The organism is Leclercia adecarboxylata (genome assembly GCF_023639785.1).
GTDB classification, from domain to species: domain Bacteria; phylum Pseudomonadota; class Gammaproteobacteria; order Enterobacterales; family Enterobacteriaceae; genus Enterobacter; species Enterobacter adecarboxylatus_D.
Window position 1 is genome coordinate 881,927 of sequence record NZ_CP098325.1, and the last position, 15,661, is coordinate 897,587.

The 15,661-nt window shown below is 55.7% G+C and carries 15 protein-coding genes; 11 read left to right on the top strand and 4 right to left on the bottom strand.

The features are described from left to right. Nucleotides 1–14: 14 nt before the first annotated feature. Nucleotides 15–2,459, bottom strand: coding sequence for an acyl-CoA dehydrogenase FadE (gene fadE, locus NB069_RS04130; RefSeq protein ID WP_250587894.1), 2,445 nt, complete (start codon nt 2,457–2,459; stop codon nt 15–17). A gap of 238 nt (nt 2,460–2,697) precedes the next feature. On the opposite strand from fadE, the gene lpcA reads away from it, so the two are divergent. Both lpcA and NB069_RS04140 read left to right on the top strand, forming a co-directional pair. Beyond that, nucleotides 2,698–3,276, top strand: coding sequence for a D-sedoheptulose 7-phosphate isomerase (gene lpcA, locus NB069_RS04135; RefSeq protein WP_103178373.1), 579 nt, complete (start codon nt 2,698–2,700; stop codon nt 3,274–3,276). Between the two features lie 45 nt (nt 3,277–3,321). Continuing rightward, complete coding sequence (locus tag NB069_RS04140; RefSeq protein WP_250587895.1) at nt 3,322–4,089, top strand: class II glutamine amidotransferase; 768 nt, start codon at nt 3,322–3,324, stop codon at nt 4,087–4,089. Here the strand turns inward: NB069_RS04140 and dpaA are convergent. Next, nucleotides 4,060–4,800, bottom strand: coding sequence for a peptidoglycan meso-diaminopimelic acid protein amidase (dpaA, locus tag NB069_RS04145; RefSeq protein ID WP_250587896.1), 741 nt, complete (start codon nt 4,798–4,800; stop codon nt 4,060–4,062). The genes NB069_RS04140 and dpaA overlap by 30 nt on opposite strands. A 424-nt stretch (nt 4,801–5,224) precedes the next feature. On the opposite strand from dpaA, the gene NB069_RS04150 reads away from it, so the two are divergent. From NB069_RS04150 to nqrM, 7 genes are read left to right on the top strand one after another with little or no spacing between them, the layout of a single operon-like run. Continuing rightward, nucleotides 5,225–6,568, top strand: coding sequence for a Na(+)-translocating NADH-quinone reductase subunit A (locus NB069_RS04150; RefSeq protein WP_250587897.1), 1,344 nt, complete (start codon nt 5,225–5,227; stop codon nt 6,566–6,568). Nucleotides 6,569–6,571: 3 nt separating this feature from the next. Next, nucleotides 6,572–7,810, top strand: a complete 1,239-nt coding sequence (locus NB069_RS04155; RefSeq protein WP_250587898.1) for an NADH:ubiquinone reductase (Na(+)-transporting) subunit B — start codon at nt 6,572–6,574, stop codon at nt 7,808–7,810. Then, nucleotides 7,803–8,597, top strand: a complete 795-nt coding sequence (locus NB069_RS04160) for a Na(+)-translocating NADH-quinone reductase subunit C (protein ID WP_250587899.1) — start codon at nt 7,803–7,805, stop codon at nt 8,595–8,597. Before NB069_RS04155 ends, NB069_RS04160 begins: the two co-directional genes overlap by 8 nt. After that, complete coding sequence (locus tag NB069_RS04165) at nt 8,590–9,228, top strand: NADH:ubiquinone reductase (Na(+)-transporting) subunit D (protein WP_032616678.1); 639 nt, start codon at nt 8,590–8,592, stop codon at nt 9,226–9,228. The genes NB069_RS04160 and NB069_RS04165 overlap by 8 nt, the downstream gene beginning before the upstream one ends. Before the next feature lie 6 nt (nt 9,229–9,234). Continuing rightward, entirely contained in the window at nt 9,235–9,831 is a 597-nt protein-coding gene (nqrE, locus tag NB069_RS04170; RefSeq protein ID WP_039032088.1) for an NADH:ubiquinone reductase (Na(+)-transporting) subunit E, read from the top strand. Between the two features lie 11 nt (nt 9,832–9,842). After that, on the top strand, nt 9,843–11,066 hold the full coding sequence (gene nqrF, locus NB069_RS04175) for an NADH:ubiquinone reductase (Na(+)-transporting) subunit F (RefSeq protein WP_250587900.1): 1,224 nt from the start codon (nt 9,843–9,845) through the stop codon (nt 11,064–11,066). Next, complete coding sequence (gene nqrM / locus NB069_RS04180) at nt 11,066–11,281, top strand: (Na+)-NQR maturation NqrM (protein ID WP_250587901.1); 216 nt, start codon at nt 11,066–11,068, stop codon at nt 11,279–11,281. The genes nqrF and nqrM overlap by 1 nt, the downstream gene beginning before the upstream one ends. 32 nt (nt 11,282–11,313) lie before the next feature. On the opposite strand, the gene NB069_RS04185 is transcribed toward nqrM, so the two are convergent. Continuing rightward, nucleotides 11,314–12,159 (bottom strand): glycerophosphodiester phosphodiesterase family protein, encoded by an 846-nt coding sequence (locus tag NB069_RS04185; protein ID WP_250587902.1) that lies wholly within the window; start codon nt 12,157–12,159, stop codon nt 11,314–11,316. Nucleotides 12,160–12,318: 159 nt separating this feature from the next. Here NB069_RS04185 and dinB point away from each other — a divergent pair, with 159 nt between their 5' ends. Further along, the gene (gene dinB / locus NB069_RS04190) at nt 12,319–13,377 is read left to right on the top strand and encodes a DNA polymerase IV (protein WP_250587903.1); all 1,059 of its coding nucleotides are present in this window, start codon (nt 12,319–12,321) and stop codon (nt 13,375–13,377) included. Nucleotides 13,378–13,464: 87 nt separating this feature from the next. On the opposite strand, the gene pepD is transcribed toward dinB, so the two are convergent. Further along, entirely contained in the window at nt 13,465–14,922 is a 1,458-nt protein-coding gene (gene pepD / locus NB069_RS04195; protein ID WP_250587904.1) for a cytosol nonspecific dipeptidase, read from the bottom strand. A gap of 260 nt (nt 14,923–15,182) precedes the next feature. On the opposite strand from pepD, the gene gpt reads away from it, so the two are divergent. Continuing rightward, nucleotides 15,183–15,641, top strand: coding sequence for a xanthine phosphoribosyltransferase (gene gpt / locus NB069_RS04200; protein WP_032616685.1), 459 nt, complete (start codon nt 15,183–15,185; stop codon nt 15,639–15,641). Nucleotides 15,642–15,661 lie beyond the last annotated feature (20 nt).

A 15,661-nucleotide genomic window follows, 5' to 3' on the forward strand; every position in this document is an offset into this window, starting at 1 on the left:
TCTGCGGAAACGGATTATGCGGCTTCCGGTTTACGCACTATCTCTTTCAGCTTTACCGGCTGTGTCGCCAGCTCTTCAGCGTCAAAATCATCAACGTTAATACTGCGCAGACGGCTCTCTTCCGCTTTGATCAGCAGGTCTGCTTCATCTTTTGTGATGATGCCGCCCGCCAGAGCTTCTTTAGCCAGCTCGTTCAAACGAGTGAATGGCAGGTTTTTACCCAGCTGTTTGCAGATCTTCTGATGAATCGGGTCGGCAGCCATCACGTCCAGCAGCGCCTCTTCCAGCAGACCGACCGGGTTATGCTCGGTCGGGGTCAGATACTGACCGCGGCCGATACGTGAGCGGGTTGCGCTCGGAACCTGCAGGATCTTCGCGACTTTATGATCCAGCTTATCGGACGGTGCCAGATAGTGACGGCCGGTCGGGAAGATCACCACGCGCAGTGCGCCTGCCACAAAGCGGTTCGGGAAGTTCACCAGCAGATCGTCAATAGCCTGTTCCGCCTGATACAGCGCATCCTGTACGCCCCAGTGCACCAGCGGCAAATCCGCTTCATGACGGCCTTCATCGTCGTAGCGTTTCAGTACTGCCGAAGCGAGGAAGATCTGGCTCAGCACATCACCCAGACGGGCAGAAATACGCTCCCGACGCTTCAGGCTGCCGCCCAGTACCGCCATTGACACGTCAGAGAGCAGCGCAAGGTTGGCACTCAGACGGTTCAGATGCTGGTAATAACGGCGGGTCGCATCGCCGGTTGGCGTGGCGCTGGTCAGGCCGCGGGTCAGGCCCAGCCAGAAGCTGCGCACCTTGTTGCTGCCGACGTGGCCGATATGTTTGAACAGCAGTTTATCGAACGCATTAACATCATTATTCTGCGCGGCAGCCATCTCTTCCAGCACGTATGGATGGCAGCGGATTGCGCCCTGGCCGAAGATCATCATGCTGCGGGTCAGAATGTTTGCCCCTTCAACGGTGATGGCAATAGGTGCGCCCTGATAACCACGCGCCAGGAAGTTGCCTTCACCCAGCATAATGCCTTTACCGCCAGCAATATCCATCGCATCGATGATGGACTGCTGGGCACGGTGAGTACAGTGGTACTTCACGATAGCTGACAGCACGGCCGGTTTTTCGCCCAGCATGATGCCGTAGGTAATTAAGGACGCAGCAGCATCCATTACGTAGGCGTTGCCTGCGATACGCGCCAGCGGCTCCTCGATCCCTTCCATCTTACCGATAGAGATTTTGAACTGACGGCGGATGTGAGCGTAAGCGCCAATGCCCATTGCCACCGATTTCAGACCGCCCGTAGAGTTAGACGGCAGGGTAATGCCGCGGCCAACGGACAGACATTCCACCAGCATGCGCCAGCCCTGACCGGCCATTTTCGGGCCACCGATGATGTAATCAATAGGTACAAAGATATCCTGACCGCGGGTTGGGCCGTTCTGGAATGGCACGTTCAACGGGAAGTGACGACGGCCAATCTCAACGCCAGGGGTGCTGGTTGGGATCAGCGCACAGGTGATACCCAGATCCTCTTCGCCACCTAACAGCTTGTCCGGGTCTGAGAGTTTAAATGCCAGGCCCAGCACGGTAGCGATTGGCGCCAGCGTAATGTAGCGCTTGTTCCAGGTCAGACGCATACCCAGAACCTGCTCACCCTGCCACTCGCCCATGCAGACCACACCGGTATCCGGGATAGCGCCCGCATCGGAACCCGCTTCCGGGCTGGTAAGTGCAAAGCAAGGGATCTCCAGGCCACGGGCCAGACGCGGCAGGTAATGATTTTTTTGCTCTTCGGTACCGTAATGTTGCAGCAGTTCACCCGGGCCTAAGGAGTTAGGCACGCCAACGGTGATCGCCAGGATCCCGGAGACGCCAGCCAGTTTTTGCAGCACGCGAGCCTGAGCGTAAGCAGAGAACTCCAGCCCGCCGTACTCTTTCTTGATGATCATCGCGAAGAAGCGATGCTCTTTTAAAAATGCCCACAGTTCCGGCGGCAGATCGGCCATTTCATGGGTGATCTGGAAGTCGTTCGCCATGCGGCAGGCTTCTTCAACCGGACCGTCAATAAACGCCTGCTCTTCAGCAGTGAGGCGCGGCTGCGGGTAGTTATGCAGCTTTTTCCAGTCCGGGTTGCCCTGGAACAGTTCGCCTTCCCACCAGGTGGTGCCTGCGTCGATCGCCTCTTTTTCGGTGCGCGACATTGGCGGCATCACCTTGCGAAAGCCGCGGAATACCGGAGCAGAAATCATCGATTTACGCATGGAAGTGACGTTGAACGGCACCAGAATAATCGCCAGCGGAACCAGCACCCACGGGTTCCAGATGCCGATCACACCCAGCGCAGCGGTCCAGGCCAGTAAGATAAGGCTGCTCAGAATTAAGCTGACCCGGTGATAGAACAGCACCCCGAGCAGAACAACGGTTAAGAGAATACTTAAAATCATCATAAAGAATTGCTCCCTGTCTTGTAGGAGGTCTGACCACTTGTGATGATATGGTTGTAGTGGATGTTATTTCTTTTAGCAATGCATTCACAAAATAATTACAACCTGGTTCACATTGTTCAGGTTTTACCCGGCACAAAAAAGCAAAACGCCCGACGATTCGCGTGGCTTTAGCTTCTCGCTTTTACCGCTATCCGGTAAACTTGCTCTGTTATTTCATCAATACTGAAGGATTATCCTCATGTACCAGGATCTTATTCGTAACGAACTGAACGAAGCGGCGGAAACGCTGGCCAACTTTCTGAAAGATGAAGCCAATATCCACGCTATTCAGCGCGCGGCGGTCCTGCTGGCCGACAGCTTTAAAGCGGGCGGTAAAGTGCTCTCCTGCGGTAACGGTGGTTCACATTGTGATGCCATGCACTTTGCCGAAGAGCTGACCGGTCGTTATCGTGAAAACCGTCCGGGCTACCCGGCGATTGCGATCTCTGACGTTAGCCACATCTCCTGCGTGAGCAACGACTTTGGTTACGATTACGTCTTCTCTCGCTATGTCGAAGCGGTAGGACGTGAAGGGGATGTGCTGCTGGGGATCTCTACCTCCGGCAACTCCGGCAACGTCATCAAAGCCATTGAAGCGGCACGTGAGAAGGGGATGAAAGTGATCACCCTGACCGGCAAAGATGGCGGCAAAATGGCGGGTACGGCGGATATCGAAATTCGCGTGCCTCACTTCGGTTACGCGGACCGTATTCAGGAGATCCACATCAAAGTGATCCATATCCTGATTCAGTTAATCGAAAAAGAGATGGTTAAGTAAGACTTCGCTGGGGGCAACAGGCCCCCGCTGTTGTGGAGGTGATCTATGTGCGAACTGCTCGGGATGAGCGCCAATGTGCCAACCGATATCTGCTTTAGTTTCACCGGGCTGGTGCAGCGCGGTGGAGGAACCGGGCCGCATAAAGACGGCTGGGGTATCACCTTCTACGAAGGAAAAGGCTGTCGCACGTTCAAGGATCCGCAACCCAGCTTCAATTCCCCCATAGCCAAACTGGTGCAGGACTATCCCATTAAATCCTGCTCGGTGGTGGCGCACATTCGCCAGGCCAATCGCGGTGAAGTGGCGCTGGAAAATACCCACCCGTTTACGCGTGAGCTGTGGGGACGTAACTGGACGTATGCCCATAACGGCCAGTTGAGCGGCTACAAGTCGCTGGAGACGGGCAACTTCCGTCCGGTGGGCGAAACTGACAGCGAAAAGGCCTTTTGCTGGCTGCTGCACAAGCTGACCGAACGCTATCCGCGCACGCCAGGCAACATGACTGCGGTCTTTAAATACATCGCCTCGCTGGCGACGGAGCTGCGGGAGAAAGGTGTCTTCAATATGCTGCTGTCGGACGGACGTTACGTGATGGCGTACTGCTCGACGAACCTGTTCTGGATCACCCGGCGGGCGCCGTTCGGCGTGGCAAAGCTGCTGGATCAGGATGTGGAAATTGATTTTCAGACCGAGACCACACCTAACGATGTGGTCACGGTTATCGCCACTCAGCCGCTGACGGGCAATGAAGCCTGGCAAAAAATCATGCCAGGCGAGTGGATCTTATTTTGTCTCGGGGAGCCTGTAGTTTGACGCCAGCTGTGGCTGGACGACTTCGTGGCTCAGCGGCTTGCTGACCACGTAACGTCCATCCACCACCGAAACGGTTGGTGGCTTATGCGTCTGCTGGAAGTAGTCATAGCCCGGCTTCAGCTGTTTCCAGAAATCGGCATAGTATGAGCTCTTATGACGCTGCATGTTGGCATCGGTCATGCGGAACGGATAGATGCTCACCTGCACGGCAGACTGACCAAACACCAACGCGCCGGTGACAAACTGGAAGATCTCATCAATACCGCTGTCCGTCATCGCGTAGCAACCCACCGACACACAGGCGCCGTGAATCATCAGGTATTTCCCGTCATAGCCATGCGCGCGGTCATAGGCATTCGGGAAACCAATGTTGATGGCTTTATAGAAGCGGCTGTCAGGTTTTAGCTGGTTACGCTGAACGCTGTAGAACCCCTCCGGGCTTTTGAAATCGCCCTGACGCTGTTTCGGGCCGAGGCCACCTGAGTAGTTACAGATTTTATAGCTGTCGAGCAGCTGATACGTCTCACCCATCTTCACGAACAGGTCTAACGTGCGCTCTTCCTTATAGATCTGGATATAGACCGGAGAGCCCATCAACTGCTGTTTGTATTCTTTGCTAATCGGCGTCGTTGAACTGTTGCTGCTGAGCAGCCCGGCAAACGAAACGCACGGAATAAGAAGCATCGCAATGAACAATGCGATTTTACGCATACTACATGTTCCTTGATAAAACCTAACCAACTTGCCAGGACGGCAAAAGAGACCCGAACTCAGAATTATCTGTATTAGGAGCGCTCACATTAGCACCACTGCATTTTTTCGCAAGCGTCGGCGCGTGGGTTTACAAAATAGTTTTCCCTTATAACCTGGATTGACTCCACTGGCATTGAGAACTTTGCGTAATCGGTCGCATTTTAGCACCCGCCGCTGCGTTATCTCTGCCTCCTGATGGTGGAAAATGGTACACTGCGCCCGTCTTATGACCTAAGGTCAAGAAAGGGAGCTTTTTCAGGATCATCCGCGATCCTGCTGGTTACATGAACAAGTTCTGGCTGCCTTTCTTCTCCTGTGCAACGACTTTTGACTTGCCCGGCCTTATGGCCGGAGCGGTTATTCACGGATATCAATTAACACTATGATTAGAATCAGAAAAGGACTTGATTTGCCGATCTCCGGCATTCCAGAACAGCAGGTTTCTCCCTGCGCGCCGCCTTGCCATGTTGCGATCCTGGGGGATGATTACGTGGGCATGCGTCCCACCATGCTGGTGCAGGAAGGCGACAGCGTCATCAAGGGGCAGGCGCTATTCGAGGATAAAAAAAATCCTGGGGTTATCTTTACCGCACCCGCCAGCGGGACGGTAGTGGCTATCAATCGTGGCGAGCGCCGGGTGCTGCAGTCGGTGGTGATCCGTATTGAAGGCGACGGTGAACGGGAGTTTACCCGTTACGAATCTTCAGAACTCTCCACGCTCACTCGCCAGGCGGTGCAGGCGCAACTGCTGGAGTCCGGTCTCTGGACGGCACTTCGCACTCGTCCTTTCAGCAAAACCCCGGTGCCTGACACCGTCCCGGCGGCGATTTTTGTTACCGCCATGGACACCAACCCGCTCAGCGCTGACCCGCAGCCCCTCATTCTGGCCCAGCGTCAGGAATTTGATGCCGGGCTGACCCTGCTTACGCGTCTGACCGAGGGCAAGGTGCACGTCTGCCAGGCGAGCGGCGGCAAACTGGGCGGCCATCCGCAGGGACAAGTGACCTTCAATACCTTTGCCGGGCCGCACCCGGCTGGGCTGCCAGGCACGCACATCCACTTCCTGGAGGCGGTTAGCCTGACCAAACAGGTGTGGCATCTGAATTACCAGGATGTTATCGCCATCGGCAAGCTGTTTATGACCGGCCGGCTTTGTACCGATCGGGTGATCGCGCTGGGCGGCCCGCAGATGCGCAATCCGCGTCTGGTGCGCACCTGTATGGGCGCCGACATCAACGAGCTGCTGGTGGACGAAACGCTGGAAGGCGAAAACCGCCATATTTCAGGCTCCGTTCTGAGCGGCAGGCATGCGGTGGGCGTGCAGGCCTATCTTGGACGCTTTCATTTGCAGGTCAGCGTGGTGAAAGAGGGGCGCGAAAAGGAGCTCTTTGGTTGGGTAATGCCAGGCAAAGAGAAGTTCTCCGTTACCCGCACAACGCTGGGTCACTTCCTGCGCAACAAGCTGTTTAACTTCTCCACGGATACCAACGGTGGCGAGCGGGCGATGGTGCCTATTGGCAACTACGAGCGGGTCATGCCCCTCGATATCCTGCCGACCATGCTGCTGCGCGATCTGCTGGCGGGCGATACCGACGGCGCGCAGTCTCTGGGCTGCCTGGAGCTGGATGAAGAAGATCTGGCGCTGTGCACCTACGTTTGCCCTGGTAAATACGAATACGGACCCGTATTGCGCGAGGTGTTAACCCGCATTGAGCAGGAAGGATAACTGATGGGCCTGAAACATCTCATTGAAAAACTAGAGCCGCATTTTACTCCCGGCGGCAAGCTGGAAAAGTACTACCCGCTGTTTGAAGCGACCACGACGGTCTTTTATACACCAGGCCAGGTCACCAAAGGGGCCGCGCACGTACGCGACGCTATTGACCTCAAGCGCATGATGATCCTCGTCTGGTTTGCCGTGTTCCCGGCGATGTTCTGGGGCATGTACAACGTCGGGCTGCAAACCATCCCGGCGCTGAACCATCTGTATGATGCCCAGCAGCTGCAGCAGATTATCGCGGGCGACTGGCACTACCGGGTGGCGCAAATGCTGGGCGTCAGCTTTGCCGCGGATGCCGGTTGGGTCAGCATGATGACGCTGGGAGCGGTCTACTTCCTGCCCATTTACATGACGGTATTTCTGGTCGGCGGCTTCTGGGAAGTGCTGTTCGCCATCGTGCGCAAGCACGAGATCAACGAAGGCTTCTTTGTTACCTCAATTCTGTTCGCCCTGATTGTGCCTCCGACGTTGCCTCTGTGGCAGGCGGCGATGGGGATCAGCTTCGGCGTGGTGATAGCGAAGGAGATCTTCGGCGGCACCGGACGTAATTTCCTTAACCCGGCCCTCGCCGGACGCGCGTTCCTGTTCTTTGCTTATCCGGCGCAAATTTCCGGCGATCTGGTCTGGACGGCCGCAGACGGTTTTTCCGGCGCGACGCCACTGTCCCAGTGGGCTGCTCGCGGCGGAGAAGCGCTGGTTAACAACGCCACCGGGCAGCCGGTCAGCTGGTTCGATGCCTTTATCGGCACCATTCCGGGCTCGGTAGGTGAAGTCTCTACGCTGATGATCCTGATTGGCGGCGCCATCATTCTGTTTGGCCGTGTCGCCTCCTGGCGTATCGTGGCGGGCGTCATGCTCGGCATGATCCTCACCGCAACGCTGTTTAATCTGATTGGCTCGGCGACGAATCCAATGTTTGCCATGCCGTGGTACTGGCATCTGGTGCTGGGCGGTTTCGCCTTCGGCATGATGTTTATGGCCACCGATCCGGTTTCAGCATCCTTTACCAACAGGGGCAAATGGTATTACGGGGCGCTTATCGGCGCGATGTGCGTGCTGATCCGTGTCGTTAACCCGGCCTATCCGGAAGGGATGATGCTGGCGATCCTGTTCGCCAACCTGTTTGCGCCGCTGTTCGATTACCTGGTGGTGCGTGCCAACATCAAGCGGAGGAAGGCGCGTGGCTGAGATTAAAAATAATGACAGCATCGGCAAGACGCTGATGGTGGTGGTGGTGCTTTGCCTGGTCTGCTCCATTGTAGTGGCAGGGTCTGCGGTGGGACTTAAGTCCCGTCAGCAGGAGCAACGCGCCCTGGATAAACAACGTAACATTCTGTCCGTAGCCGGGCTGATGAACGGTGAAATGAGCGCTGAAGATGTCGCCCAGACCTTTGCCTCACGCATCACGCCGCGTCTGGTGGATCTCAATACCGGCGAGCTGCTGGAGTCCGATCCGTCTGGCTATAACCAGGCGCAGGCGCTGAAAGATCCGCAGCGCAGCACTGAACTGGATGCCAGCCAGGATCCGGCAGGCATTAAACGCCGCAGCAATACGGCAGAGATCTATCTGGTGCGCGATGAACAACAGCGCGTCCAGGAGATGGTCCTGCCGATCTATGGCAACGGCCTGTGGTCGATGATGTATGCCTTTGTGGCCCTTAATACCGATGGCCGCACCGTTAAGGGCATCACCTACTACGATCAGGGCGAAACCCCGGGTCTGGGTGGCGAAGTGGAAAACCCGGCCTGGCGGGCACAGTTTGTCGGCAAAAAAGTGCTGGATGATAACGGCCAGCCCGCGCTGAAAGTGGTGAAAGGCGGCGCACGTGCGGGGGATGACTACGCCGTCGATGGCCTTTCCGGCGCTACGCTGACCTCAAACGGCGTGCAGCATAGCTTTGATTTCTGGATGGGTGAGATGGGTTTTGGTCCTTTTCTTAAGAAGGTACGTGAAGGAGAGCTGAACAATGGCTGATGCGGGCGAACTGAAAGAAGTTAAACGGGTACTTATCGGACCGCTCATCGCTAATAACCCCATTACCCTACAGGTGCTGGGGGTCTGTTCGGCGCTGGCGGTCACGACAAAACTGGAAACCGCGGTGGTTATGACCCTGGCGGTGACGCTGGTGACGGCGTTTTCCAGCATGTTCATCTCGATGATCCGCCATCACATCCCGAACAGCGTGCGCATTATCGTGCAGATGGCAATCATCGCTTCGCTGGTGATTGTCGTGGATCAACTGCTGCGGGCGTTTGCCTACGAAACCTCAAAGCAGCTGTCGGTCTTTGTGGGCCTGATCATCACCAACTGCATCGTGATGGGACGTGCAGAAGCCTATGCGATGAAAATGCCGCCGCTGGCCAGCTTTATGGATGGTATCGGCAACGGTCTTGGCTATGGCGTGATCCTGCTGACGGTCGGCTTCCTGCGCGAACTTATCGGCAGCGGCAAACTGTTTGGCATCACCGTGCTGGACACCGTGCAAAACGGTGGCTGGTATCTGCCAAACGGCCTGTTCCTGCTGGCACCCAGCGCGTTCTTCATTATCGGTTTGCTGATCTGGGCGGTGAGAACCTGGCGCCCTGAACAGCAGGAAAAGGAGTAACCGACAATGGCTCATTACATTAGCCTGTTTGTGCGCGCAGTGTTTGTCGAAAACATGGCGCTCGCGTTTTTCCTTGGGATGTGTACTTTCCTCGCGGTCTCCAAAAAGGTGTCGACTGCCTTTGGTCTGGGTGTTGCCGTTACGGTGGTGCTGGGTCTGGCTGTGCCGATCAACAACCTGGTGTTTAACCTGGTGCTGCGCGACAGCGCGCTGGTTGAGGGCGTTGACCTGAGCTTCCTCAACTTCATTACCTTCATTGGGGTAATTGCGGCGCTGGTACAGATCCTCGAGATGATCCTCGATAAGTACTTCCCGTCCCTGTATACGGCGCTGGGCATCTTCCTGCCGCTGATTGCGGTGAACTGCGCCATCTTTGGTGGCGTGTCGTTTATGGTGCAGCGTGACTACAACTTTACCGAATCAGTGGTGTACGGCTTCGGCTCGGGTATTGGCTGGATGCTGGCTATCGTCGCGATGGCAGGCCTGCGCGAAAAAATGAAGTATGCCAACGTGCCGGCCGGGTTGCGCGGCTTAGGGATCACCTTTATCACCACTGGTCTGATGGCGCTGGGCTTTATGTCCTTCTCCGGTGTGCAGCTGTAAGGGCAAATTGTATGGAAATTATTCTTGGCGTGGTGATGTTCACGTTGATCGTGCTGGTGCTCTCGGGGCTGATTCTGGTGGCGCGATCAAAGCTGGTCAATTCCGGTGATGTGATCATTGAGATTAACGATGAGGCAGACAAGCAGATCCTTACGCCTGCGGGCGACAAGCTGCTGAACACCCTCTCTGGCAATGGCATTTTTATCTCTTCTGCCTGCGGTGGCGGCGGCTCGTGCGGACAATGCCGGGTCACCGTTAAAGAGGGGGGCGGTGATATTCTGCCGACCGAACTGTCGCACATCAGCAAACGTGAGGCGAAAGAGGGCTGTCGTCTGGCGTGCCAGGTCGCGGTGCGTCAGAACATGAAGATTGAACTGCCGGAGGAGATCTTCGGCGTGAAGAAATGGGAGTGCGAGGTTATCTCCAACGATAACAAAGCCACCTTCATTAAAGAGCTGAAGCTGCGCGTGCCTGAAGGCGAAGACGTGCCGTTCCGTGCGGGCGGCTATATCCAGATCGAGTGCCCGGAACATACTGTCGCGTACAAAGATTTTGATGTGCCTGAAAAGTACCGCGGCGACTGGGATAAATTCAATCTGTTCCGCTTTGTCTCCGAGGTTAAAGAGCCGACGCTGCGCGCGTACTCCATGGCTAACTACCCGGAAGAGAAGGGCATCATCATGCTCAACGTGCGTATCGCTACGCCGCCGCCAGGCGTGCCGGACGCACCGCCGGGGATCATGTCTTCCTATATCTGGTCGCTGAAGCCGGGGGATAAAGTCACCATCTCCGGACCTTTCGGTGAGTTCTTTGCCAAAGAGACCGACGCCGAAATGGTGTTTATCGGCGGTGGGGCCGGGATGGCGCCGATGCGTTCGCACATTTTCGACCAGCTTAAGCGCCTCGGTAGCCAGCGGAAAATCAGCTTCTGGTACGGTGCCCGCTCCCTGCGCGAAATGTTCTATCAGGAGGAGTTTGAACAGCTGGCGCGGGATAACCCGAACTTTAACTTCCACATTGCGCTTTCCGATCCGCAGCCGGAAGACAACTGGACTGGCTATACCGGGTTCATCCATAACGTCCTGTATGAAAACTATCTGAAGCACCACGCCGCACCGGAGGACTGTGAGTTCTACATGTGTGGTCCGCCAATGATGAACGCCGCGGTCATTAAAATGCTGCAGGATCTGGGCGTGGAAGATGAGAACATCATGCTGGATGATTTTGGAGGCTGATGATGATGACCTTCGTGCTGACCTTTGCCATCTTCGTGCTGGTGATCTTTGGCATGTCCCTCGGCTGGCTGATTAAGCGCAAAAGCATTCAGGGCAGCTGCGGCGGCATCTCCTCCCTGGGGATGGAGAAAGTCTGCGATTGCCCGGAGCCGTGCGATGCGCGCAAAAAGCGCATGGCGCGTGAGGCACAGCGCCAGCAAAACAGGATCCTCTGAAATAAACAGGCCGCAAAAAGCGGCCTGTTTTTTTACTTTAGCCATTCCCGGGCCTGAGCGGGAGAATCGACCATTACCCCGTCTGCTCCCAGAGCTTTTGCTTTCTGGTAATCCCCGGCGGAATTGACCCCCAGCAGGATGATGTGGCCATTCCCCTGAGAGCGGAAACAGTCCATCGCCTCTTTGTCCCACGTCAGGGTGGCCGGTGAGACGCCCTCGCCCAGGGTGAATTTTTCCACCACTTCCACCTTTCGGTTCAACTCCAGCCCGTACCAGTACGCATCCATTTTCTTTGCTGGCGTCTGGCATACGTGGTTTAGCGAAATATTTGCCAGCCGGGTACGCGTTTCACTCCGGGTGACAAAACGGGGAATTTCGGCTGGCAGAGCATCCAGATAGCGATCTTCCGTGGAGTAGACGCGCACGCGCTTCAGGCTATTGGTTTCTTTCAGCACGGTAAGCAGCTGTTTACCCATTTCTGTCGGGTCTGCATCGGGAGATTTAATATCAATGTAGAACTGAGTCTCAGGCCAGCGTTCAAGCACGGCCTTAAGCGCTGGAATAGTGGCTCCGGCGACGTTCTCTTTCCATTTCACACCCGCATTGAATGTCGCCAGTTCCGCCTGGCTGTACCCGGAAACTTTTCCCTGGGCCGTGGTCAGCGCACTCAAATCGCTGGGGCGATACAGAACAGGAACGCCGTCCCGGCTGAGCTGCACGGTGATCCAGATAGCCTGAGCGTGGTTTTCCAGCGCCAGCGTGATCGCCGGAAGCGTATTCTCAGGCGCATCGGCGGTTCCACCACGGTGAGCGATAATTTGAGGGTTCGCCCAGGCGTGAGTAGCGAGCAGCAGTGAAGCGATAATCATCTTTTTCATGAATAATTTTCCATTTTAATTATCATAACTGAATGAATTTTAATGCTTTATTGGCCCGATCTTGTACCACGGTTTAATGACAGAAGTGAGACAGTAAAACTGCTGACGCATTTTTAGTACTTTGTTATACTGGATGTAATTACAGGTGTGGTGAAGACGATGCGCAAAATCATCCATGTCGATATGGACTGTTTTTTTGCTGCGGTGGAGATGCGGGATAATCCGGCGCTGCGGGATATCCCCATTGCCATTGGCGGCAGCCGCGAACGGCGTGGCGTGATCAGTACCGCTAACTACCCGGCGCGTAAGTTCGGCGTACGCAGCGCTATGCCAACCGCGATGGCGTTAAAACTTTGCCCACATCTTACCCTGTTGCCGGGGCGCTTCGATGCCTACAAAGAAGCTTCTGACCATATCCGCGAAATCTTTTCCCGCTACACCTCCCTGATTGAACCCCTGTCGCTGGACGAAGCTTATCTGGATGTCACCGACAGCCTGCACTGTCACGGCTCCGCCACGCTGATGGCCCAGGAGATCCGCCAGACGATTTTTAATGAGCTACAGCTCACCGCTTCGGCGGGCGTCGCGCCGGTAAAATTTCTCGCCAAAATCGCCTCGGACCTCAATAAGCCCGACGGCCAGTATGTGATCACCCCTGACGAGGTGCCGGCATTTATCAAAACGCTGCCGCTCGGCAAGATCCCGGGTGTAGGCAAAGTCTCTGCCTCCCGGCTGGAAAGTATGGGTCTGCGTACCTGCGAAGATGTGCAAAAAAGCGATCTGGCGATGCTCCTCAAGCGCTTTGGTAAGTTTGGCCGCGTGCTGTGGGAGCGCAGTCAGGGTATTGACGAGCGCAACGTTAACAGCGAGCGGCTGCGTAAATCGGTGGGCGTGGAAAGAACGCTGGCTGAGGATATCCACGAGTGGGCAGCCTGCGAAGCCATTATTGTTGAACAGCTTTATCCCGAACTTGAGCGGCGGCTGGCAAAGGTCAAACCGGATCTGCTGATTGCCCGCCAGGGGGTGAAGCTTAAGTTTAACGACTTTCAGCAAACGACACAGGAGCACGTCTGGCCGCGTCTTAATAAAGACGATCTGATTGCAACCGCGAAGAAAACCTGGGAAGAGCGTCGGGCAGGGCGCGGGGTCAGGCTGGTGGGATTACACGTCACCCTGCTGGATCCGCAGCTGGAACGGCAGCTGGTGCTGGGGCTGTAAAAAAGCCCGGTGGCGCTTACCGGGCTTTTCTTATGGCACTGTCCTCAGGCCCGGCAAACGCAGTGCCGCCGGGCAACAGTCGGCTGATTACTTCGCCGGAATCGCTTTCAGCAGTTCGGTCAGCAGAGTCCAGTAATTACCCACGCTTTCGATATGAACCTGCTCATCCGGAGAGTGTGGGCCGGTAATGGTTGGCCCGATAGAAACCATATCCATATCCGGGTACGGTTTTTTGAACAGACCGCACTCCAGACCTGCGTGAATAATCTGGATGTTCGGGGTGCTGTTGAACAGACGCTGATAAGTTTCACGTACCAGCGCCATCACCGGGGAGCTTGCATCCGGCTGCCAGCCCGGGTAGCTGCCCTTGGCGACGGTTTTCGCGCCAGACAGTTTGCCCAGAGATTCCAGCGTGCTCACCACGTAGTCTTTACCGCTGTCGATCAGGGAGCGGATCAGGCAGATGATCTCTGCGCTGTCGTCACTCATGGTGACCACGCCGACGTTCAGGGAGGTTTCCACCACGCCTTTCGCCACGTCGGAGTTGCGGATCACGCCGTTTGGCGTGGCGTTCAGCAGCTGAACAAAACGATCGCGTGACGCTTCCGTCAGCGCCGCTTTATCGCTGGTAACCGCTTCCAGAACCACGGTCAGGTTTTTCTCTTTGGCTTCCAGTTCGTTTTTCAGGATATCCACATAAACGGAAGAGCACTTTTTCAACGCATCGGCTTTGTCTGCGGCAACGGCCACGGTCGCGAAGGCTTCACGCGGGATAGCGTTACGCAGCGTACCGCCGTTGAAATCCACCAGACGCAGATCCAGTTCGGCAGCATGGCCAGCCAGGAAACGGGCCAGCAGCTTGTTGGCATTGCCTAAACCCAAATGAATGTCAGCGCCGGAGTGGCCGCCTTTCAGCCCTTTCAGCGTCAGCTTAAAGGTCTGGAACCCTGCCGGGATCGCTTCACGGGTCAGTGGCAGCGTGGAGATAAAGTCGATACCGCCCGCGCAACCCATGTAGATTTCGCCTTCCTCTTCGGAATCGGTATTGATCAGGATATCTGCCTGCAGCCAGTTTGCCTGCAGACCAAATGCGCCATCCATACCGGCTTCTTCGGTCATGGTCAGCAGCACTTCCAGCGGACCATGTTCAACGCGGTCGTCGGCCAGCACGGCCAGCGCAGAGGCCATACCGATGCCGTTATCCGCACCCAGGGTGGTGCCGCGGGCTTTAACCCAGTCGCCATCGATGTACGGCTGAATTGGATCTTTAGTGAAGTCGTGGACGGTATCGTTGTTTTTCTGTGGAACCATGTCCAGGTGAGCCTGCAGCACAACCGGTTTACGGTTTTCCATGCCTGCGGTGGCAGGTTTACGGATCAGAATGTTGCCCACCTGGTCGCGCTCGGCGTGCAGCCCTTTTTCCTTCGCCCAGCCCATAATGTGTTCGGCAAGCTGTTCTTCGTGATAGGACGGGTGAGGAATGGAGCAGATTTTGGCAAAAATATCCCACAGCGGTTGTGGCGATAGTTGAGACAGTTCAGACACAGTAAGTCTCCTTGTCGATGTCCTGCAGACAATCTTGCAGGTCACGGGGTTAGCAGGTTTAGAGTTACCACAAGTCAGACTTGCGAGGTGGGTTTGAGAATACCACTTTCTCTGTCGGCTGGTAGGGGTAAGCAAGTAAAAACTCCCGCTGTAACCGCTTAGCACTGGTTTTTAGTGCTTCAGATCTCTATAATCTCGCGCAACCATTTTCCCCCTCGAACACTTTTTAAGCCGTATAAACACAGGCTGGGACAATTCACATGAGCGAAAAATACATCGTCACCTGGGACATGTTGCAGATTCATGCACGTAAACTGGCTGCACGCCTGATGCCATCCGAACAGTGGAAAGGCATTATCGCTGTCAGCCGCGGCGGCCTGGTACCAGGGGCACTGCTGGCACGTGAGCTGGGTATTCGTCATGTCGATACCGTGTGCATCTCCAGCTACGACCACGACAACCAGCGTGAACTGAAAGTGCTGAAACGCGCTGAAGGCGATGGTGAAGGTTTCATCGTGATTGACGATCTGGTTGATACCGGCGGTACGGCAGTGGCCATCCGCGAAATGTATCCGAAAGCGCATTTCGTTACCATCTTCGCTAAGCCAGCCGGTAAGCCGCTGGTCGACGATTATGTGATTGATATCCCTCAGGATACCTGGATCGAACAGCCATGGGATATGGGCGTTGTATTCGTCCCACCTATTTCAGGCCGCTAATCCATACATTTTTAACGCCC

Excerpts from the sequence above, each read along its gene's own strand:
- fadE (WP_250587894.1), bottom strand. The coding sequence starts at position 2,459 with ATGATGATTTTAAGTATTCTCTTAACCGTTGTTCTGCTCGGGGTGCTG.
- lpcA (WP_103178373.1), top strand. The coding sequence starts at position 2,698 with ATGTACCAGGATCTTATTCGTAACGAACTGAACGAAGCGGCGGAAACG.
- NB069_RS04140 (WP_250587895.1), top strand. The coding sequence starts at position 3,322 with ATGTGCGAACTGCTCGGGATGAGCGCCAATGTGCCAACCGATATCTGC.
- dpaA (WP_250587896.1), bottom strand. The coding sequence starts at position 4,800 with ATGCGTAAAATCGCATTGTTCATTGCGATGCTTCTTATTCCGTGCGTT.
- NB069_RS04150 (WP_250587897.1), top strand. The coding sequence starts at position 5,225 with ATGATTAGAATCAGAAAAGGACTTGATTTGCCGATCTCCGGCATTCCA.
- NB069_RS04155 (WP_250587898.1), top strand. The coding sequence starts at position 6,572 with ATGGGCCTGAAACATCTCATTGAAAAACTAGAGCCGCATTTTACTCCC.
- NB069_RS04165 (WP_032616678.1), top strand. The coding sequence starts at position 8,590 with ATGGCTGATGCGGGCGAACTGAAAGAAGTTAAACGGGTACTTATCGGA.
- nqrE (WP_039032088.1), top strand. The coding sequence starts at position 9,235 with ATGGCTCATTACATTAGCCTGTTTGTGCGCGCAGTGTTTGTCGAAAAC.
- nqrF (WP_250587900.1), top strand. The coding sequence starts at position 9,843 with ATGGAAATTATTCTTGGCGTGGTGATGTTCACGTTGATCGTGCTGGTG.
- nqrM (WP_250587901.1), top strand. The coding sequence starts at position 11,066 with ATGATGATGACCTTCGTGCTGACCTTTGCCATCTTCGTGCTGGTGATC.
- NB069_RS04185 (WP_250587902.1), bottom strand. The coding sequence starts at position 12,159 with ATGAAAAAGATGATTATCGCTTCACTGCTGCTCGCTACTCACGCCTGG.
- dinB (WP_250587903.1), top strand. The coding sequence starts at position 12,319 with ATGCGCAAAATCATCCATGTCGATATGGACTGTTTTTTTGCTGCGGTG.
- gpt (WP_032616685.1), top strand. The coding sequence starts at position 15,183 with ATGAGCGAAAAATACATCGTCACCTGGGACATGTTGCAGATTCATGCA.